We start from the raw sequence: 19,891 nt of genomic DNA, 5'->3' as shown, positions 1-19,891 counted from the left end.
GCGGTCAGGCAGCCTGGTCTTCCGTTTCCACCCGGGTGGCGATCATGTGGCAGAAGCGCAATTCTTCCGGGTAGGGGAAGAAGTCTTCGACGTAGCCGCTGCGGATCGAAGCCTGCGCTTTCTGCCAGAACCTTGCGTCGAGCAGGTCGCGGTGGTGCTTGAGGAAAGCCTTGCGTACGCGTGGCGCGCCGAGCAGGAACGTGGCGAACTCTTCCGGAAAAACGTCCATGTGGCTGGCCGAATACCATGGCTCGCTGGACATCTCCATTTCGGGGAACGGTGCTGGCGGGATGTGACGGAAGTTCATGTCCGTCATGTATTCGATTTCGTCGTAGTCGTAGAACACCACGCGGCCGTAGCGCGTGACGCCAAAGTTCTTCCACAGCATGTCGCCGGGGAAGATATTGGCGGTGGCGAGTTCGCGGATCGCGTTGCCGTATTCGCGCACGGCTTGGTCGACCTGCTCGTCGTTGGAGCGTTCGAGATAAATGTTGAGCGGCGTCATGCGGCGCTCGATGTAGAGGTGCTTGATGATGACCGAATCACCCTCGATCTCGAACGAGGACGGTGCCAGCGCGCGCAGTTCTTCCAGCAACTCGGGGTGGAAGCGCGACAGCGGCAGTGCGGCGTAGGAAAACTCCAGCGTGTCGGCCATGCGTCCGACGCGGTCGACCTGCTTCACCATCAGATACTTGCGCTTGACCGTCGCGCGGTCCATGTTCTTCGATGCGCCGAACACGTCCTTGATGATCTTGAACACGTACGGGTAGGACGGCAGCGTGAACACCAGCATCACCATGCCGCGGATGCCCGGCGCGATGACGAACTGGTCGTTCGAGTGGCGCAGGTGTGCGATCAGGTCGCGGAAGAACATCGTCTTCCCCTGCTTGCCGAGGCCCAGCATGGTGTATAGCTCCGAACGGTGCTTGTTCGGCATGATCGAGCGCAGGAACTGCACGTAGCCGGACGGCACTTCCATGTCCACCATGAAATACGCGCGCGACAGCGAGAACAGCACCGAAATCCGCCACGGATCGAGAAGAATGGTGTCGATTTCCAGCCGGCCGGCGTCGTTGTGGCGTACCGCGAGTGCAAACGGATATTCCTGGTAGCCATTGACCACCTTGCCGATGATGTAGGCGGTCTTGTTGCGGTAGAAGGCAGAGTAGAGCACCTGGATCTGGCAATTGACCTCCATGTCGGGCCACTCGCCGAGGTGCTTGTAGGCGGTGCGCATGATCAGGTCGATGTCGCGGTCGAGGTCCTCGAAGGGGCGTTGCCAGTCGAAGTCCTCGATGATGCGTCGCACCGTCGCGCGCAGGCCCTCGTCCCGCGGGTAATAACTGCTGTACACCGGCGGGTAGGACTCGATGTATTCGGTCGACACCGCGGGGCGGGCGAACAGGTAGTCGTTGTTGAAGTAGGTGCGATGCAGGATCTTGCAGCACACCGAGTTGAAGAAGGTCTCGGCCAGTTCCGGCTGCTTGTGCCGGATCAGCATGCCGATGTAGTAGAGCTTGACTTGCTGCCAGGTGCTGTCGTCGAGCGAATCGGCGTCGAACTCCTCGTGCAAGCGTTTGACCGTTTCATCGACGCGGTCATCATAGAACTGCACACGATCACGCACGGCCGCGAGTTGCGCCTGCCACTCGGCAGCTTCGAAGCCTTCTTTGGCCCGTCGCGAGGTTTCGCGAAAGATTCGGTAGTGCTTGTTGAAACCTTCGATCAGGGCCTGCGCGATCGATTGGGCGACGAAATTTTCTCCGGGTACGGCGTCCATGCTTGCTCCTGTCCGGGTGCTGTTGCGGCCGGAGGGTGGTTCCGGCGTCGATGCCGGCTCGGCTTCCTGATCTTAGCATCTGCCCCGGCAGGCACTGCACCGTGCCCGGACTTGGTGCAATACGGCGACGTGGCGGCCGATCCCGCAGCGCTCGGCATTCGACGGCTGAACATCGTGGATTTGGCTGCGATCAAGCGCGACGGGAGGACTATAATTATGCGCCGCCAGAAAATGTCCGGGTGCGATCAAGCCCTTCACGGATGTGTCTCGGCTGGTCCTTGCATCCGCTCGGCTTCGCCTTACAAAGATAATGAGGGAGAAAGTTATGACAAATAAGAGTTCGACGATCATATACACGCTCACCGACGAGGCGCCATTGCTGGCGACTTACTCGCTGTTGCCGATTATTGAGACGTTTACCGCGCCGGCCGGCATCCACATCGCGAAGAGCGACATCTCGGTGGCGGCCCGTATCCTCGCCGAATTCTCGGACTATCTGACGGACGAGCAGAAGGTCCCGAACAACCTGGCCGAATTGGGCCGGCTCACGCAGGATCCGGACACCAACATCATCAAGCTGCCCAACGTCAGCGCCGCGGTGCAGCAGCTGACGGCCGCCATCGCCGAACTGCAGAAGAAGGGCTTCGCGATTCCGGATTACCCGGAGGCGCCGAAGACCGACGAAGAAAAGATCATCAAGCAGCGCTACGGCAAGGCACTCGGCAGCGCGGTCAACCCCGTGCTGCGCGAAGGTAACTCCGATCGTCGTGCGCCCGCCGCGGTCAAGCGCTACGCGCGCAAGCATCCGCACTCGATGGGCGAATGGAGTCCCGCCTCGCGCACCCATGTGTCGCACATGCGCCACGGCGACTTCTACCATGGCGAGAAGTCGATGACGCTGGACCGCGCGCGCGACGTCAAGATGGACCTGGTCACCAAGAGCGGCAAGAACATCGTGCTCAAGCCCAAGGTCTCGCTGCTGGACGGCGAGATCATCGACAGCATGTTCATGAGCAAGAAGGCACTGTGCGAGTTCTACGAAGAGCAGATGGAGGACGCGCGCAAGACCGGCGTGATGTTCTCCCTGCACGTCAAGGCGACGATGATGAAGGTCTCGCACCCCATCGTCTTCGGTCACGCCGTGAAGATCTTCTACAAGGAGGCCTTCGAAAAGCACGGCAAGCTGTTCGACGAGCTGGGCGTCAATGTCAATAACGGCATGTCCAACCTCTACGAGAAAATCGCCACCCTGCCCGAATCCAAGCGCGAGGAGATCATCCGCGATCTGCACGCGTGCCACGAACACCGTCCGGAGCTGGCCATGGTGGATTCGGCCAAGGGCATCACCAACCTGCACGCGCCGAATGACGTCATCGTCGACGCCTCGATGCCGGCGATGATGCGCCTCGGCGGCAAGATGTGGGGCGCTGATGGCCGGCCGAAGGACACCAAGGCAGTGATGCCGGAGAGCACCTTTGCCCGCATCTATCAGGAGATGATCAACTTCTGCAAGACCAATGGCAATTTCGACCCGACCACCATGGGTACCGTGCCCAATGTCGGGCTGATGGCGCAGCAGGCCGAGGAATACGGCTCGCACGACAAGACCTTCGAAGTTCCCGAAGACGGCGAGGCGCGCGTCGTCGATCTGGCCACCGGCGAAGTGCTGCTTACGCAGAACGTCGAGGAAGGCGACATCTGGCGTATGTGCCAGGTCAAGGACGCCCCGATCCGCGACTGGGTCAAGCTGGCCGTCGCGCGTGCCCGCAATTCCGGCATGCCTGCGGTGTTCTGGCTGGATCCGTATCGTCCGCACGAAGCCGAGCTGATCAAGAAGGTCGAGACGTATCTGAAGGATCACGACACCACCGGTCTCGACATCCAGATCATGTCGCAGATGCGAGCGATGCGTTACACCCTCGAGCGCGTCGTGCGCGGCCTCGATACGATCTCGGTGACCGGCAACATCCTGCGCGACTACCTGACCGACCTGTTCCCGATCATGGAGCTGGGCACCAGCGCCAAGATGCTGTCCATCGTGCCGCTGATGGCCGGTGGCGGCATGTACGAAACCGGTGCGGGCGGCTCGGCGCCGAAGCATGTGCAGCAGCTGGTCGAGGAGAACCACCTGCGCTGGGATTCGCTCGGCGAGTTCCTCGCGCTGGCGGTGTCGCTCGAAGACATGGGCATCAAGACCGGCAACGCCAAGGCCAAGTTGCTCGCCAGGACGCTCGACGAGGCGACCGGCAAGTTGCTCGAGAACGACAAGTCGCCCTCGCGCAAGACCGGTCAGCTGGACAACCGGGGCAGCCACTTCTATCTCGCCATGTACTGGGCCGAGGCGCTGGCCGCGCAGGACGAGGATGCGGAGCTGAAGGACCGCTTCGCGCCGCTGGCGAAGGCGCTGGCCGACAACGCGCAGAAGATCCTTGCGGAACTGAGCGCCGTGCAGGGCAAGCCGGTGGACATCGGCGGTTACTACTTTGCCGATCCGGCAAAGCTCACCGCCGTGATGCGTCCGAGCGCCACGTTCAATTCCGTCCTGGCGACAGTCGCTGCCTGATCGGCCGTGCTGTTCCCGCCGGGCCGTGCCTCGCGGTGCGGCCCGGCGGGATCTGGAAGGTAGAGCCAGCGCAAGCGCGCTGGCTTTTTTATGCCTCCTTCTTCGTGGCCGTGGGCTGTCGCGCGTCTGCCCACACGCATCGAATTCATTGCGGTGTAAGGAAGGTGTTGGGGATTTGGGCCATAATTGAAGTCTGGATTGGAGGGACGCATCATCCGCATTACATGAACCTGCAGGGGATTGGCATGCGAGACGGTCGCCCAAGCTGCAAGCCAAGGGTTTTCAGTGAAGAGCTGAATCAATCGAAGCGTGTCCACATAAAGAGGGAGTAGGCATGAGCACATCCAAGATCAAGGTCCCCGCCGGCGGCCAGAAAATTGTTCCCGGTCAGGCTATCCCCGACAATCCGATCATCCCGTTCATCGAGGGTGACGGCATTGGTGTCGACATCACTCCGGTGATGATCAAGGTCATCGACGCAGCGGTCGAAAAGGCCTACGGCGGCAAGAAGAAGATCCACTGGATGGAAGTCTACGCCGGTGAAAAGTCGACTCAGATCTACGGTCCGGATGAGTGGCTGTCGAAGGAAACCTTCGATGCGCTCAAGGAATACTCCGTCTCCATCAAGGGGCCGATGACGACCCCGGTCGGCGGCGGCATCCGTTCGCTGAACGTCGCGCTGCGCCAGGAACTGGATCTGTACCAGTGCGTGCGTCCGGTGCAGTATTTCAAGGGCGTGCCCTCGCCGCTGAAGAACCCCGAGCTGACCAACATGGTGATCTTCCGCGAGAACACGGAGGACATCTACGCCGGCATCGAGTGGCAGTCCGGTTCCGACGCCGTGAAGAAGGTCATCGAGTTCCTGCAGAAGGAAATGGGCGTCAAGAAGATCCGTTTCCCCGAGACTTCGGGCATCGGTATCAAGCCGGTTTCGGTCGAAGGAACCCAGCGTCTGGTGCGTGCCGCGCTCAAGTACGTGATCGCCAACGACCGCAAGTCGCTGACGATCGTGCACAAGGGCAACATCATGAAGTTCACGGAAGGCCTGTTCCGTGACGTGGCTTACGAAGTGGCACAGAAGGAATTCGGTGCGGAACCGATCGATGGCGGCCCGTGGTGCAAGTTCAAGAATCCGAACACCGGTCGCGAGGTGGTCGTCAAGGATTCGATCGCCGACGCGTTCCTGCAGCAGATCCTGCTGCGTCCCGCCGAGTACGACACCATTGCCACGACCAATCTGAACGGTGACTACATCTCCGATGCGCTGGCCGCGCAGGTAGGCGGCATCGGCATCGCGCCGGGTGCCAACATCTCCGACCAGTACGCCTGCTTCGAGGCGACCCACGGGACCGCGCCGAAGTACGCCGGTCTCGACAAGGTGAACCCGGGTTCGCTGATCCTGTCCGCCGAGATGATGCTGCGTCACCTGGGCTGGAAGGAGGCTGCCGACCTGGTGATCAAGGGCATGGAAGCCGCCATCACCGACAAGGTCGTGACCTACGACTTCGCCCGTTTGATGGAGGGGGCGAAGGAAGTGTCCTGCTCGGCTTTCGGCGATGCGATGATCGAGCGCATGTAATGCGTCTGAACGGGCGTCCCTGACAGGGCACCTGGCCTGAAAACCCCGCACTCTCGCGATGAGACGGCGGGGTTTTTTTCTGGTCGGAAGGTACGCGCGTGGTTAGCGTTTTTCGCCAATCTGGTACTTCCGGTCCAGATGGTTCATCGCCAGCACGTAGATACCGATAAGGATCGTGAAGGTGATGAGCGAGCCTTGGGCGAACATGTAGAAGCCCAGCGGAAAACCCATAAAGGAATACCGGTTCAGCTCGTCCGCATAGTAGCCGGCGACAAAGCTGACAAGAAACCACACCGACAGCAGCGAGAAGGTCAGCCACAGGTTGCTGCGCCAGTAGGCTCGATGCCGTTCGGTGAGTTTCATCGCGATGCGTGCTCCCAGTCGCGCTTATTGGCCATTGCCGTGGCTGGCGTGGGCCTTGGCGAGGCGCTGCTGGACGTCCTGGGGGGCCGGTTCATAGCCGCAGGCGCTGACGGCGAATTCGCTCTCGCCGGCGCAGATCGCCTTGAGACGCGCTTCGAAGCCATCCATCTCGGCCATCGGTACGATCGCAGTGAGGAGCGTCCAGCCGCTTGCGGGGCTTTCGGTGGTCGTCAGGTGTCCGCGGCGCCCGGCGAACTCGGCGCTGATCTCGCCGAAGTGGCTGTCCGCAACTTTCACGGTGACGCTCACCAGCGGTTCCAGGACCACCGGCCGCGCTCCGAGCAGCGCTTCAAGCGTGGCGTGCCGGCCCGCAGTGACGAAGGACACCTCATTGGAGTCGACGGCGTGGTGCTTGCCATCCACCAGCACGACGCGCACATCCTGTACGGGGAAGCCGGCCAGCGCTCCCTCGTGGAGTGCCTGACGCACGCCCTTTTCGACTGCTGGCAGGAAGTTTGTCGGAATAGCGCCGCCCTTGACCTCGCTCGCCAGTTCGGTGCCCGAACCGCGCGGGAGTGATTCGACGCGCAGCGCGACTTCCCCGAACTGGCCGGCGCCCCCGCTCTGTTTCTTGTGACGGTAGCGCGCTTCGGCGGCGCCGACGATGGTCTCGCGGTAGGGTACCGAGGGTGTGGCGGTTTCAAACTGCAGATTCCAGCGGCTGCGCAGTTGTTCCAGCACGATCTTCAGGTGCAGCTCGCCAAGGCCGCGCACGACGGTCTGGCGTGCCTGGTGATCGAAACCGACTTCGAGGCAGGGATCCTCGTCGAGCAGGCGGGTGAGCGCCTCGGCGAGCTTTTGCTCGTCACCGTGCTTCTGCGGGATCAGCGCGAGACCGAAAACCGGTTGCGGGTAACGCGGTGCGGGCAGGTGATAGCTGTCTTCGTCGTGCGAGTCGTGCAGCACCGCGTTGGGGTGGATGTCATCGACGCGTGCGACCGCGCAGATGTCGCCGGGGACGCCGAGCGGGGTTTCGACCTGGTTCTTGCCCTGCAGACGCAGCAGGTGGGCGACCTTGAATGACTTGCGGCTGTCGCCGAGGTAGAGCTGCGTATTCGGGCCGATCGTCCCCTGGTGGATGCGGAACAGTCCGAGCTTGCCGCGGTAGGGGTCGTTGGCGACCTGAAATACGTGGGCGATGACGTGGCCCTCGGGGTCGGGGGCGACGTCCACGGCCTGCGCGCTGGCGCCTTCGCCTTTGAGGAACTGCGGCGGGTTGCCCTCGGTGGGGTCGGGCATCAGCCGGCCGAAGATGTCGAGCAGTTCCTTGACGCCGGCTCCGGTCCGCGCCGACACGAAGCATACGGGGATCAGGTGACCTTCGCGCAAAGCCTGCTCGAAGGGGGCGTGGAGCTGCTCGGGGGCGAGCGATTCGCCCTGTTCGAGGTAGCTTGCCATCAGCGCTTCGTCGAGCTCGACCACCTGGTCGACGATGGTGTCGTGCGCGGCGGACACCGAGGAGAAAGCCGGTGCGAGGCTGCTGTCGGGGGCGAAGAAACAGTCGAGGACGCGCTCGCCACTTGCGGCGGGCAGGTTGATCGGCAGGCATTCGCGGCCGAAGGTGGCGCACAGGTCTTCCATCAACGTCGCAAGGGAGGCAGGGCTGGCAGTGTCGATCTTCGTGACGACGACGAGTCGGCACTTGTCGCGGGCCGCTTCCATCATGCGGCGGGTGCCGCTTTCGATGCCGGCCGTGGCGCTGACCAGCACCGCAGCCGTTTCGACGGCGGAAAGGGCGGGCAGGGCGCGGCCGGCGAGGTCGGGCAGCCCCGGCGTGTCGAGCAGGTTGATCCAGTGCCCGGCCCATTCGAGGTGCGCGAGCGAGGTGGCGAGCGAATGCCCCATGGCCTTTTCCTGGGGGTCGAAATCACCGACCGTGTCGCCGCGCTCGATGCTGCCGGCAGCGCCAATGGTGCCAGAGGCGACGAGCAGGGCTTCCAGCAGGGTGGTCTTGCCGCAACCGGCATGGCCGAGCAGGGCGAGGTTGCGGATGTCGTGGACCGAGGTGGGTGTCATGGCGTTGTCCTCCCGTTGCCGTTTTTCCAGAGTTTCCACCTGTCGTAGCGGGTGCGCAACGGTTTCGGCTGCATGCTCAGGCGCTGCGCAGGCCGAGCACGCGCGTCGTGCCGATTGCCAGCAGCGGGAGCGCGAGGCCGAGCAGCGTGACGGTGACGAGCAGCATGCCGAGTTCGGAGTAGTCGGCGGGTACCGAAACCGCGCCGCTGGCGGCATCGCGCACTTCCCGGCTGACGGTGTAGAACTGATTCAGGTACTTGGTACCGAGCTGCGAGGCGGACAGGGCGAGATTGGTGAAGGACGCCATCACTGCGAAGAAGGTCGCCTTCAGATGCGGCGGGGCGGAGTTGGCGATCCATGCGAGCATCGGCACCATCGAGACCTGCCCGAGCGGGGATTCGAGCGCGGTGTTGGCGATGGCGATGAAGCGCGCATCGACGATACCGCCGGTCATTGCCGCGGTCCATTCGTGCAGGCCGTGGAACATGCCGATGATCGGGGCTGACAGTAGCGTGGCAGCGAGGGTGAGGAAGATCACGATCTGCGCGATCGATTTTTCCGCCATGACGCGCCGGAAAAGGAACAGGCCGGCGAGGGTGAGCGTGCTGGTGATGAGGTCGAGGCGCGACAGGAAGCTCTGGTCGAAGCCCAGCACGTCGATCATCCACCAGCTGGCGCCGGCGCCCGGCCCGGGCATCGCACGAAACACGAAGATGACGATGACGGTGCCGAGCAGGGTGCGTCGCGCGTCCAGCGATAGTTCGCGCAAGAGGCGCGCGATCATGACGCCGATGATGATGAAGGAGCTGGCGAAGATGAGTTCCTGGCCGTAGGCGATGCCGGACAGGCCGACGCCGAGCGTGAGGGCGACGAATACGGCGCTGCCGCCGAGGATCCACCAGTTCGGCGCGGCCTTTTCTTCGGGGTCGTGGACCAGACGGGAAATTTCCGCGGGGCTGTGGCCGAGTGTCGCCAGACGCCTTGCTTCACGTCGCTTGAGCACACCTGCGAGCAGGACGCCGCTGATCGACAGTAGCGGGATGATCAGCGCGAGCTCGTAAATGCGCACGTAGATGGCGACCTTGGCGGACTCGGGCAGGGCTTCGGCGCCCTGGAACATCGCGACGTTGGCGAGCGACACCAGCACGGTGCCGCCGATGATGGCGACGCGGCCGAGCATCTGCATGGTGGTGTGCATCAGGCGCACGCTTTCCACCGGGTAGGGTGCGCCCTGCGCATCGATGCGTGGAACCGCCTCGACGGTCATCGCGTCGGCGACGGCGTCCTGCATGACATAGCCGACCGGCGCGAGCAGCGTCGAGAGTACGAACCAGGCCTCGGCCGGCATGATGTCGCGCATCGCATCCGGATGGCCGATCAGCCCGATCATGATGATCAGGCTGGCGGCGATCAGGCTCGCGCCAAGGTATACCAGCCCGGCCTTGTGCCGCCACAGCAGGTCGACGAGATGGCCGATGGGCATCTTGAGCGCCCACGGAATACCTGCCCAGAAGCCGAGCGCGGCGAGAAAGGCGGCAGAGAGGCCGAGGTAGTCCTTGACGAAGAAGGTGCCGACAATGCCGGTGAGTCCCGAAACGCCGGCGGCGACATACACCATCAGTGGTGGCAGGTAGGACCAACGCATCTCGCGGCCGAGTTCCAGGATGGTACGGTCGAACCAGCGTAGGAGCGCAGTAATCAAGATCGGGTCCTGGTGATGGTAAGGGTGGTGGTTGGCAGGGCAGGAGTTCGATGGCGCTCGTCAGCCGAGCAGGCTTTCGAGCCAGGGCAGGATCCAAGGCAGCGACACGGCGGTCAGCAGGCCGTTGAGTCCCATCGCCAGCGCGGCGAAGGCGCCGGCCTGCTCGCTGACCTGAAAGGCGCGCGCGGTGCCGATGCCGTGCGACGCGATGCCGATGGCGAAGCCGCGCACCGCGTGGTCGTCGATGCGCAGCAGCTGATAGACGTAGCGCGCGCCGACTGCGCCGACGATGCCCGTGCTCATGACCAGCACCGCGGTCAGCGAGGGCAGGCCGCCGAGACGCTCGGCGACACCCATCGCGATCGGCATCGTGACGCTCTTGGGCGCCAGCGACATCACGGATTCGCGGCTCGCGCCGAGGAGTGCCGCGATGCCCACGGCCGAGATCGCAGCGGTCAGCGAGCCCACCGCGAGCGTGACCAGCAGCGGCAGCAGCATGCCGCGCAGCCGTTCCCATTGGGCGTAAAGCGGAATCGCGAGTGCGACGGTCGCCGGGCCGAGCAGGAAATGCACGAATTGCGCGCCATCGAAATACGTTTGATAGGGGGTGTCGGTCAGCGTGAGCACCAGTACCAGCGCGGTGACTGCGATCATCACGGGGTTGAGCAGCGGATGGTGGTTGGCGCGCCGATAGAGCCAGAAGGCGCCCTGGTAGGCAAGCAGCGTCAGGGTCAGGCCGAGCAGCGGGGTCGCCGAGAGATAGACCCAGATTTCACCGAGCGCGGGCCTCATGCCTGCTCTCCCTTGCTTTTCGTCCGGCGCGCGAGGGTATTGAGCAGTAGCGCCGATACGGCAATCGACAACAGGGTGCTGAGCACCAGTGCGACCGTCAGGGGTAGCCACTCGTCGGCCAGGCGCTGGAAATGCAGCATTACGCCCGTTCCGGCCGGCACGAACAGTAGCGACAGATGCTGCAGGATGCCCGTTGCGGTGCCGCGCAGCTCATCGTTGGGTCCCTTGCGCAGGACCAGCGCGAGAAACATCAGCCCCATGCCGATCACCGGCCCGGGAATGGGCATTCCCAGCCCGCGGGCGAGTGCTTCGCCGATGAGCTGGAATACGAGAAGCAGGGTGAGTGCGCCGATCATCGGGTTGCCTGGTTCCTGTCGCGCTGGATGGGCACCATTCTAGTGTCTGGTGTGGTGCAAAGGTACGGGGACGGAAGCCGCATGGCGAGCTTGCGTAGTTGCCCATTCCGGGTAATGTCGCTCTCGCTGAAGTCACCGCTTCGGTCGAGTCTTCGTCCAGCCAGAATGGCACGGGAATAACAACTGCCGCTGCCATGGCAGGTATCCCGTCAGCACGTTCCGAGTGATAATACCAAAGCGATAGATTTTGGACGATTTGCGACTTCGCCGCGATGCCGTGCATACTCGCGTCCTTGCTTGAGCTGCGGGGTCGGCATGCGCGACGGTCGATCTCCGAATTGCATAGGATTCATGCTAGCGAGCGCGCGATTTTTTCTCTTGGTGTCGGTGGTGTCCGGGGCCGCCCTGGCCAGTGACGAGCCGCCAGCGGGCGGGCTGGCCGAGGATGCCTTTTTCGACCGATTGCCGGTGGTCCTGTCGGTCTCGCGGCTTGCTCAGCCGCTGGCAGACGCGCCGGGCTCAGTTACGGTCTTCGATGCCGATGCAATCCGGAGTTCCGGCGCGCACGATCTGGCCGACCTGCTGCGCATGGTGCCCGGCTTCCTTGTCGCGCATTCCGCGAATGGCGCGCCGAATGCGGTCTATCATGGCATGACCGACGAGAACCCGCGCGGGCTGCAAATCCTCGTGGACGGGCGCTCGCAGTACAGTCCGCTTTTTTTTGGCGGGGTGGCCTGGAACCTGATCGACGTTTCGCTCGACGACATTGAGCGCATCGAGGTGATTCGAGGCTCGAATTCCGCAGCCTATGGTTCCAACGCATTCCTCGGCGTTGTCAACGTCATCACGCGTGCGGCGGCCGATACGCAGTTGGTGCGTGTGCGCCTCGGCCAGGGCAACGACGGCGTTGCGGATCGCCATGCGCGCATCGGCATGCGCGTGGGTGACGCATTCGTGCGCCTGTCGGCGGAACGCATGCGTGACGAGGGTGTTATCGGTTTCAATGACAGTCGGCGCAACGGTCGCGTCAACCTGCGCGCCGATTTGCCGCTCGGATTTTCGGACGAATTGCAGTTCCAGGCAGGCGTCGTCGACATGACGCTGGATGCCGGGCAGCCAGGCGATACACGGGAACCGCCGCGCCAGATCCGCGCCGCCAAGGAATTCGTATCGGCGGGATGGTCGCACCACGCGGCAGATGGTGTCGGGCTGTCCGTCCGCTATACGCGGTCGCGGGAGCGCTACAAGGACTTGTTTTCTGCCTCCGAACCGGCGCTCGATGCGTTGGCCGCGCGGATCGGTTTGCCATCCCCGTATTTCGTCCTCATCGATCAGCGGATTCGAACGGTCCGGGACGAACTCGAGTTCCAGCATACCGTCGCTCCGACCGAGAGCACGCGCCTCGTTTGGGGGGTGGGGGCGCGCCACGACAGTGTTCGGGCCGAGCAGTTCTACGGGACGCACAAGGAGGTCAAGCAGCAGGTGCATCGCCTGTTCGGCAATATTGAATGGAGACCCGCCGCGTGGTCCGTAAACCTCGGGGCGACGTGGGAGAACGACTCCCTGTCCGATACCTCCCTCGCGCCGCGCCTTTCGGCGAGCTATCACCTGAGCCCGCAGCAGACGTTACGTGCCGGTATCACGCGAGCCCACCGCATTCCCACATTGACCGAGTCGCGCGCACGCACCGCTTACGGTGCCTTTGACTCGTCCCTGCTGGGCTCGCAGGCCGGGTTCGTGCCGGTTGAGATTACCCGTAATTCGAGTGGTGGCCTCGATCAGGAAACGATCGACGTGCAGGAAATCGGCTACCTGGGGGACTTCCGCGAGCAGCGGGTGTTTGTCGACGTGCGGGCGTTCCGCGAGCAGGTACGCGATCGCATCGTTCCTGCGATTCTTCCGCTGTCCGCCCCGAATTGCGATCTGCTTGGTTTGCTCGCGCGGGGCTGCGGCGAGGCGCGGGATTTCCTTAACGGGCAGGATGTAGACATCCGCGGGCTGGAGTACCAGGTGCGCTGGCGACCGCGCAGCGCTACCGAACTGACGCTCAACCAGACCTACATCGCGATCGATTCGCGGGCGAACTCCCGTCTCTACGTCCGCGACCCTGCGGCTGCGGTCGCTGCTGAACGCCACATGGACCGATCCGCGCCTGACGTGGCGACCATGTTGCGCTGGAGTGAGCGCTTCAAGCACGGTCTGGAGGCGTCGATCACGTATTACCGCTATGGACGCTTCCAATGGACGCCGGACTCCTCGGTCGGCCCGTTCGAGCGCACCGACCTGCGTCTGGCGTATCCCTTCAGGATGGCGCGCACCACTGGCGAGCTTGCGCTGACCGTGCAGGGTGTAGGTGCCCGGCGCGCAGAATACCGCGACGCAATGATCGGTTCGGGCAGGGCGACGGTGCCGGCATCGCAGTTCCTGCACCCACGCGGCTGGCTGAGCCTGGTGCTCGGGTTCTGATTCGCGGTCGGCGGTCGGAGCGGCCGAGAGACCGTTCCCCGGGTGGGGATGGCCTGCACGAAAAGTTCTGTCTTGCAAGGCCGAGTTGCCCGTTCAGGGAAGCGCTGCATTGCGGCGCCCCGTTTTTCTGGTTCAATGACGCTTGCGCTGCGTTGTGATGACATGTGGGCGCGAATTCGGCGTGTCGGCCCGCATCTGCAGGAGGCGTCAGCCCATGCTTCTGGCGTGCCGTGGTGCCGCACGCGCATGTATGAATCGAAGTCGAGCCGAATGTCGAACGGGGATGGAATATGAGGGTACGGGATGCGTCGCTGGCATGGATGATGATCGTCGCCGGGCCAGCGCTGGCCGCCGACGAGATCGGGCCACTGGCTCGCCTTGCCGAGGACCCATTTTTCGACCAGCTGCCGATTGTCCTGTCGGTGTCACGGCTGGCGCAGCCGCTGCAGGACGCGCCGGGCTCGGTCACGGTGATCGATGCGGAGACGATACGCAGTTCGGGGGCGCGCGATCTGGCGGATCTGTTGCGTCTGGTGCCGGGTTTCCTCGTCGCGCACTCCTTCAATGGGGCGCCCAATGCCGTCTACCACGGCATGACCGACGAGAACCCGCGGGGCCTGCAGATCCTCATCGATGGGCGTTCGCAGTACAGCCCGCTGTTCTTTGGCGGGGTTGCCTGGAACCTGATCGATGTCTCGCTCGACGAGATCGAGCGCATCGAAGTGATTCGCGGCTCGAATTCCGCGGCCTATGGCTCGAACGCCTTTCTCGGCGTCGTGAATGTGATCACCCATGCAGCCGCCGATTCTCAGGGTGTGCGTGTGCGCGTCGGCGAAGGCAACGACGGTGTTGCGGACCGCTACGCGCGTGTCGGCATGCAAATCGGTGATGCCGCGGTGCGTCTGTCGGCCGAGACGATGCGCGACAATGGGGTCAAGCATTTCGATGATCGGCGCCGTCATCAACGGGTCAATCTGCGCGCCGACGTTCCGCTCGGTGCCGAGGATGAACTGCAGATTCAGGCGGGCAATGTCGAAATGGGTCTGCGCACGGGCGAGCCGGACGCCACGACCAATCCCCCGCGTGAGCAGACGGCGACCAAGGAATTCCTGTCGCTCGGCTGGCAGCGAAACCTGGCCGACGGCGGAGCATGGTCCTTGCGCTATACGCGATCGAACGAGGTCTACGATGACGCGTTCGTCGCGCGGGATGGGGGGTTGGTTCTGCCGATCGATTACCACACGAGCACGACTCGCGACGAGCTCGAATTCCAGCACACGCTCGTGCCGACGACCGAAACGCGCCTCGTCTGGGGGGCGGGGGCGCGTTTCGACGCGGTGCGCGGACAGCAGTTCTACGGCAGGGATGGGGACGCCGTGCGGCAGACGGTGCATCGCCTGTTCGGCAATTTCGAATGGCGGCCGTCCGATGCATGGACCACGAACCTGGGCATGACCTGGGAGAACGATTCGCTCTCGGACACCTCGCTTGCGCCGCGCCTCGCGGTCAATTATCACCTGTCGCCGCGTCAGACGTTGCGTGCAGGCGTGTCGCGCGCGCACCGCATCCCGTCGCTGACGGAATCCCGTTCGCACGAGTATTACGGGGCGTTCGATACCTCTCGCGTGGGATTGCCCTTCGGCGTTCTTCCACTCGAAGTCGAACGCGACGCCAGCGGTCGCCTGGACAAGGAAGTGATCGACGTCCAGGAAATCGCTTATCTGGGCGATTTTCGCGAGCACGGGGTGTTCCTCGACGTGCGGGCGTTCCGGGAAAAAGTCAGGGACCGTATCCTCCCGGTGTCGCTGAGACTGGTACCGCCCAATTGCGAGGTGCTCGGCCTCGTCGACGGGGTTTGCGGTGCGTACAAGGATTACGTGAACGGCCAGAATGTCGAGATCCGCGGCGCCGAGTATCAGTTGCGCTGGCGGCCGCGCGCGAGTACCGAATTCACGCTCAATCAGACTTTTGTCAGGATCGACTCGGAAGCCAGTTCGGCGCTGCGTGCGATGAACCGTTTCACGGCCGCCGACGTCGAGCGCCACATGGAACATTCGGCGCCCGACCACTCGACGATGCTGCGCTGGACGCAGCAACTGCCCGGTGGGCTGGAAGCGTCGATTTCGCACTTCCGCTATGGCTGGTTCCAATGGACGCTGAATACGTCGGTGGATGCCTTCCAGCGCACCGACGTGCGTCTGGCCTATCCCTTCCGCGCCGGCCCGACGCGCGGTGAACTGGCGCTCACGGTGCAGGGCGTGGATGGACGCCGCGCGGAGTTTCGCCGGCGGAGCGCGGATCGCGACGATCCGGATTTCGCGCCCCCGCAGTTCCTCGACCCGCGCGGATGGGTGAGCCTCGCGCTGGAGTTCTGAGGACCGTTGCTGCCACGGGCGCCAGGCTCGACGTTACCGCTGGATTCAGCCCAGCAGGGCGTGGCCGACGCTGCGCACGAGGATGCCCACCGCCGCACCCAAGGCAGCCGGTTTCCACACCGCAGCCACCCGTTTGCCGGCGGAGATCAGCACCGCGAGGCCTGGCACGTCCAGCGGATGAATCAGGAAGCCGGCGCTGCGGTTGAGCAGGCCGACCGTGGCGCTACCGTCGCGCAGCATCTCGTCCATCACGCCCATCATTGCCGTGCCGCCGCCAACGTATTTCGTCAGTGTCGGCAGAATCAAAGCCGGGTCGATCGACACGGCGACCATTAGCGGTGCGAGGAGCCGGGTGAGCAGGTCGATCGTGCCGCTGGAGCGCAGCGCCATCACTGCGACGAGCGCCAGCACCAGCATCGGGATCGCGCCAACGGCGATCTTGAAGGCTTCCGCGCCGGCGCGGTTGATGACGTCGAGCACGCCCTTGGCATCTTCGGCGACGCGATGGTGCAGGGTTTCGTCGACCGGTCCTTCGACGGCAGAAAGTCCGCGTGCGAATCCGTGATAGGTGGCCGCGGCGGCGATCAGGCCGCCAACGGCCGACAGCAGCAAGGTGAGGCCGAAATCGAGCCCCATCGCGATCATCGGAAAGCTGGCGTTGGCCTGGGCCATTGCCATCACCATCGCCAGGGTTGCGGCAAGGTGGCGGTCGGAGGCGCCGCGACTCTCCATCATCGTCAAGGTCGCGACCGGCGCCGCAAAGCTGACGAAATTGATCTGCAGTGCCGCAAACACGCCGAGCCCGGTGAGGCCCGCCGGCCGCAGTACCGGGGCGAGCGCGTGCACGACACGGTCCAGCACGCCTTTGGCTTCCAGCAGGCGCATCAGCGACAGCATCACCACCATCACGGGCAGCAGCACGAAAAGCGCGAGTTCGACGGCCGAGCGGCCAGCGCGCAGGATGATGTCGGTGAGGATGTCCATGCGAATCAAGTGAATGTTGCGGTGCAGCGAATGATACCGCGAGTGCTGCGCTTTCCCTTGCGCATGTTGCCCGATTGGTGCGACCGGCCCTATCGTTCGGATTCCACAAACGGAAGATGTGAAAAAAAGGGAGACAGGAATGACGATGGTGGAGACGGCACGCGGCACGCTGCATGAATGGCAGCGGGATCACATGGGGCATATCAACGTGCGGGCCTACATGGAATTTCTCGAGGAGGCGTGCTGGCAGTTCTATTCGATGCTCGGCTTGACGCCATCGTTACTGCGCAGCGGGGCGGTCCATCTGGCAGCGGTGCAGCAGAACATCAGCTACCGCAAGGAGTTGTATCCGGGCGACACGATCGTCGTGCGCACCGGCGTGCTGGAGATGCGGGAGAAGGTGCTGCGCTTCCGGCACGAGTTGATCAACACCGAAACGGGTGATGTCTGCTCGGTGTGCGAATTCACCGTGGTCTGCCTTAATCCGGTGACGCGCAAGTCGCAGCCCTTTCCGCCGGAAGTTGTCGCACGAGCCGGCGAACTGAAGCTGCCGGCAATGCACTGAGCAAGCACGGGCGGATGGCGGAGATTGCCGAAACGGCGTCCGCCATCGACCGCTGCGTGGGGGCAAGAGACGACCGGGGGGCGTAACCCCGGCCGGCTTGCAATGATCAGCCGCGCGCCTTCTTCACCTGGCGCCAGTGGTGCAGCAGCGGTTCGGTGTAGCCGCTGGGCTGCGCGCAGCCCTTGAACACCAGATCCTTCGCAGCCAGGAAGGCGACCGACTTGTCGAAGTTCGGTGCCATCGGCTGGTACAGCGGATCGCCGGCGTTCTGCTGGTCGACCACGGCGGCCATGCGCTTGAAGGTCTCCATGACCTGGGCTTCGTTGGTCACGCCATGGCGCAGCCAGTTGGCGATGTGCTGGCTGGAGATGCGCAGCGTCGCGCGGTCTTCCATCAGGCCGATGTCGTTGATGTCCGGCACCTTGGAGCAGCCCACACCCTGGTCGATCCAGCGCACGACGTAGCCGAGGATGCCCTGGGTATTGTTGTCGAGTTCCTGCTGGATCTCTGTGGCGCTCCAGTTTGCGCTGGCAGCGACCGGCACGGTCAGCAGGCTGTTGAGCAGCGTGTCGCGTTCGGCGGCAAGGCTGATCTTCTCCATCTCCTGCTGCACGGCCTTCACATCGACCTGGTGGTAGTGCAGCGCGTGCAGCACGGCGGCGGTCGGTGACGGCACCCATGCGGTCGTTGCGCCGGCCTTCGGGTGACCGATCTTCTGTTTCAGCATCTCGGCCATCAGGTCCGGCATTGCCCACATGCCCTTGCCGATCTGCGCCTTGCCGCGCAGGCCGCAGTCGAGGCCGACCAGCACGTTCGCGCGCTCGTAGGCCTGGATCCACGCCGAAGCCTTCATGTCGCCCTTGCGGATCATCGGGCCCGCTTCCATCGCGGTGTGCATCTCGTCGCCGGTGCGGTCGAGGAAGCCGGTGTTGATGAAGGCGACGCGTGATTCGGCGGCCTTAATGCAGGCAGCGAGGTTCACCGAGGTGCGGCGCTCCTCGTCCATGATGCCGACCTTCATCGTGCTGGCGGGCAGGCCCAAGAGCTGCTCGATGCGGCCGAACAGTTCGTTGGTGAAGCCGGCTTCGGCCGGGCCGTGCATCTTCGGCTTGACGATATACATGCTGCCGGTGCGCGAATTGCCCTTGCGCGCGCGGTCGTGCAGCGAGATCAGCGTGGTCACGACGCCGTCCATGATGCCTTCGGGAATCTCGCCGCCGTCGGCGAGCAGGATCGCGGGGTTGGTCATCAGGTGGCCGACGTTGCGAATGAACAGCAGCGAACGGCCATGCAGACGCAGCGCGCCGCCGTTCGGTGCGGTGTATTCGCGGTCCGGGTTCATCTTGCGCACGACGGTCTTGCCGCCTTTATCGAAGGTCTCGACCAGAGTACCGTTCATCAGGCCGAGCCAGCTGCGATAGACGACCACCTTGTCTTCGGCGTCGACCGCGGCGGTCGAATCCTCGCAGTCCATGATCGTGGTGACAGCGGCTTCGACGACCACGTCCTTGATGCCGGCGGCGTCGGTCTTGCCGATCAGGTGGTTGCGGTCGATCTGGATTTCGAGATGCAGGCCGTTGTTCTTCAGCAGCACGGCCGACGGGGCCGCGGCATCGCCCTGGAAGCCCGCGAACTTGGCGGCGTCGGCGAGGCCGGTTTGGCTGCCGTCCTGCAGGGTGACGACCAGCTTGCCGCCGACGACCGCGTAGGACACAGTCTTGTCATGGCCGCCCTGGGCGAGCGGCGCGGCCTGGTTCAGCAGATCGCGCGCGAAGGCAATGACGCGAGCGCCGCGCGCCGGGTTGTAACCCGATCCGGCTTCCGCGCCGCCGTCCGACGCAATCGCATCGGTGCCGTACAGCGCGTCGTACAGGCTGCCCCAGCGCGCGTTCGCGGCGTTCAGCGCATAGCGCGCGTTCATGATCGGCACGACCAGCTGCGGGCCGGCCTGCTCGCTGATCTCGGTATCGACGTTGGCGGTGCTGACCTTGAACGGTGCCGGCACCGGCTGCAGGTAGCCAATCGACTCGAGGAAGGCACGGAAGGCCGCCATGTCCTGGATCGGACCGGGATGGGCGCGATGCCAGTTGTCGATTTCGACCTGCAGACGATCGCGCTCGGCGAGCAGGGCGCGGTTCTTCAGTGCCAGTTCGTTGGCGAGGTCGCTGAACCCCTTCCAGAATGCGCCGGCATCGATGCCGGTGCCGGGCAGGGCCTCGGTTTCGATGAAGCGGTGCAGTTGGGCGTCAACCTGCAGCTGGTGGCATTGGATTCTCGTGCTCATGATTCC

The 19,891-nt window shown here is 63.9% G+C and carries 13 protein-coding genes; 5 read left to right on the top strand and 8 right to left on the bottom strand.

Annotated elements, in window-relative coordinates:
* Window positions 1-4: 4 nt before the first annotated feature.
* The gene (gene aceK / locus GPA25_RS17860; RefSeq protein ID WP_169261767.1) at window positions 5-1,780 is read right to left on the bottom strand and encodes a bifunctional isocitrate dehydrogenase kinase/phosphatase; all 1,776 of its coding nucleotides are present in this window, start codon (window positions 1,778-1,780) and stop codon (window positions 5-7) included.
* A gap of 325 nt (window positions 1,781-2,105) precedes the next feature.
* Here aceK and GPA25_RS17855 point away from each other — a divergent pair, with 325 nt between their 5' ends.
* The gene (locus GPA25_RS17855; protein ID WP_169261766.1) at window positions 2,106-4,343 is read left to right on the top strand and encodes an NADP-dependent isocitrate dehydrogenase; all 2,238 of its coding nucleotides are present in this window, start codon (window positions 2,106-2,108) and stop codon (window positions 4,341-4,343) included.
* A gap of 334 nt (window positions 4,344-4,677) precedes the next feature.
* Window positions 4,678-5,922: an NADP-dependent isocitrate dehydrogenase gene (icd, locus tag GPA25_RS17850; RefSeq protein WP_169261765.1), complete on the top strand. Its 1,245-nt coding sequence runs from the start codon at window positions 4,678-4,680 to the stop codon at window positions 5,920-5,922.
* Window positions 5,923-6,024: 102 nt separating this feature from the next.
* Here icd and GPA25_RS17845 read toward each other — a convergent pair whose 3' ends face one another.
* The 5 genes from GPA25_RS17845 to GPA25_RS17825 all read right to left on the bottom strand — a co-directional run bounded on the left by GPA25_RS17845 (window position 6,025) and on the right by GPA25_RS17825 (window position 11,211).
* Window positions 6,025-6,285: a DUF4212 domain-containing protein gene (locus GPA25_RS17845; protein WP_169261764.1), complete on the bottom strand. Its 261-nt coding sequence runs from the start codon at window positions 6,283-6,285 to the stop codon at window positions 6,025-6,027.
* A gap of 24 nt (window positions 6,286-6,309) precedes the next feature.
* On the bottom strand, window positions 6,310-8,361 hold the full coding sequence (fusA, locus tag GPA25_RS17840) for an elongation factor G (RefSeq protein WP_169261763.1): 2,052 nt from the start codon (window positions 8,359-8,361) through the stop codon (window positions 6,310-6,312).
* A gap of 76 nt (window positions 8,362-8,437) precedes the next feature.
* A complete protein-coding gene (locus tag GPA25_RS17835; RefSeq protein ID WP_169261762.1) occupies window positions 8,438-10,063 on the bottom strand; it encodes an MFS transporter in 1,626 nt (541 codons plus the stop codon).
* 60 nt (window positions 10,064-10,123) lie between these two features.
* Window positions 10,124-10,855, bottom strand: coding sequence for an LrgB family protein (locus GPA25_RS17830; RefSeq protein ID WP_169261761.1), 732 nt, complete (start codon window positions 10,853-10,855; stop codon window positions 10,124-10,126).
* Window positions 10,852-11,211, bottom strand: a complete 360-nt coding sequence (locus tag GPA25_RS17825) for a CidA/LrgA family protein (protein ID WP_169261760.1) — start codon at window positions 11,209-11,211, stop codon at window positions 10,852-10,854. The genes GPA25_RS17830 and GPA25_RS17825 overlap by 4 nt, the downstream gene beginning before the upstream one ends.
* Before the next feature lie 390 nt (window positions 11,212-11,601).
* Between GPA25_RS17825 and GPA25_RS17820 the strand changes: the two genes are divergently transcribed.
* Entirely contained in the window at window positions 11,602-13,677 is a 2,076-nt protein-coding gene (locus GPA25_RS17820) for a TonB-dependent receptor plug domain-containing protein (RefSeq protein WP_343034992.1), read from the top strand.
* A 290-nt stretch (window positions 13,678-13,967) separates the two neighbouring features.
* Entirely contained in the window at window positions 13,968-16,052 is a 2,085-nt protein-coding gene (locus GPA25_RS17815) for a TonB-dependent receptor plug domain-containing protein (RefSeq protein ID WP_169261758.1), read from the top strand.
* Between the two features lie 45 nt (window positions 16,053-16,097).
* Here the strand turns inward: GPA25_RS17815 and GPA25_RS17810 are convergent, their stop codons facing one another.
* The gene (locus GPA25_RS17810) at window positions 16,098-17,036 is read right to left on the bottom strand and encodes a nucleoside recognition domain-containing protein (RefSeq protein ID WP_169261757.1); all 939 of its coding nucleotides are present in this window, start codon (window positions 17,034-17,036) and stop codon (window positions 16,098-16,100) included.
* 139 nt (window positions 17,037-17,175) lie between these two features.
* Here GPA25_RS17810 and GPA25_RS17805 point away from each other — a divergent pair, with 139 nt between their 5' ends.
* A complete protein-coding gene (locus GPA25_RS17805) occupies window positions 17,176-17,601 on the top strand; it encodes an acyl-CoA thioesterase (protein WP_169261756.1) in 426 nt (141 codons plus the stop codon).
* A 106-nt stretch (window positions 17,602-17,707) separates the two neighbouring features.
* Here the strand turns inward: GPA25_RS17805 and GPA25_RS17800 are convergent, their stop codons facing one another.
* Entirely contained in the window at window positions 17,708-19,885 is a 2,178-nt protein-coding gene (locus GPA25_RS17800; protein ID WP_169261755.1) for a malate synthase G, read from the bottom strand.
* Between the last annotated feature and the right edge of the window lie 6 nt (window positions 19,886-19,891).

Origin of the sequence: Aromatoleum diolicum (genome assembly GCF_012910955.1) — a bacterium.
Lineage (GTDB): Bacteria > Pseudomonadota > Gammaproteobacteria > Burkholderiales > Rhodocyclaceae > Aromatoleum > Aromatoleum diolicum.
The sequence above is the reverse complement of the archived record's forward strand: the minus strand, read 5'-3'. Positions and strand labels throughout refer to the sequence as shown.

Coding starts and splice junctions, on each gene's coding strand:
- aceK (WP_169261767.1), bottom strand. CDS start 1,780: ATGGACGCCGTACCCGGAGAAAATTTCGTCGCCCAATCGATCGCGCAG.
- GPA25_RS17855 (WP_169261766.1), top strand. CDS start 2,106: ATGACAAATAAGAGTTCGACGATCATATACACGCTCACCGACGAGGCG.
- icd (WP_169261765.1), top strand. CDS start 4,678: ATGAGCACATCCAAGATCAAGGTCCCCGCCGGCGGCCAGAAAATTGTT.
- GPA25_RS17845 (WP_169261764.1), bottom strand. CDS start 6,285: ATGAAACTCACCGAACGGCATCGAGCCTACTGGCGCAGCAACCTGTGG.
- fusA (WP_169261763.1), bottom strand. CDS start 8,361: ATGACACCCACCTCGGTCCACGACATCCGCAACCTCGCCCTGCTCGGC.
- GPA25_RS17830 (WP_169261761.1), bottom strand. CDS start 10,855: ATGAGGCCCGCGCTCGGTGAAATCTGGGTCTATCTCTCGGCGACCCCG.
- GPA25_RS17825 (WP_169261760.1), bottom strand. CDS start 11,211: ATGATCGGCGCACTCACCCTGCTTCTCGTATTCCAGCTCATCGGCGAA.
- GPA25_RS17815 (WP_169261758.1), top strand. CDS start 13,968: ATGAGGGTACGGGATGCGTCGCTGGCATGGATGATGATCGTCGCCGGG.
- GPA25_RS17810 (WP_169261757.1), bottom strand. CDS start 17,036: ATGGACATCCTCACCGACATCATCCTGCGCGCTGGCCGCTCGGCCGTC.
- GPA25_RS17805 (WP_169261756.1), top strand. CDS start 17,176: ATGACGATGGTGGAGACGGCACGCGGCACGCTGCATGAATGGCAGCGG.
- GPA25_RS17800 (WP_169261755.1), bottom strand. CDS start 19,885: ATGAGCACGAGAATCCAATGCCACCAGCTGCAGGTTGACGCCCAACTG.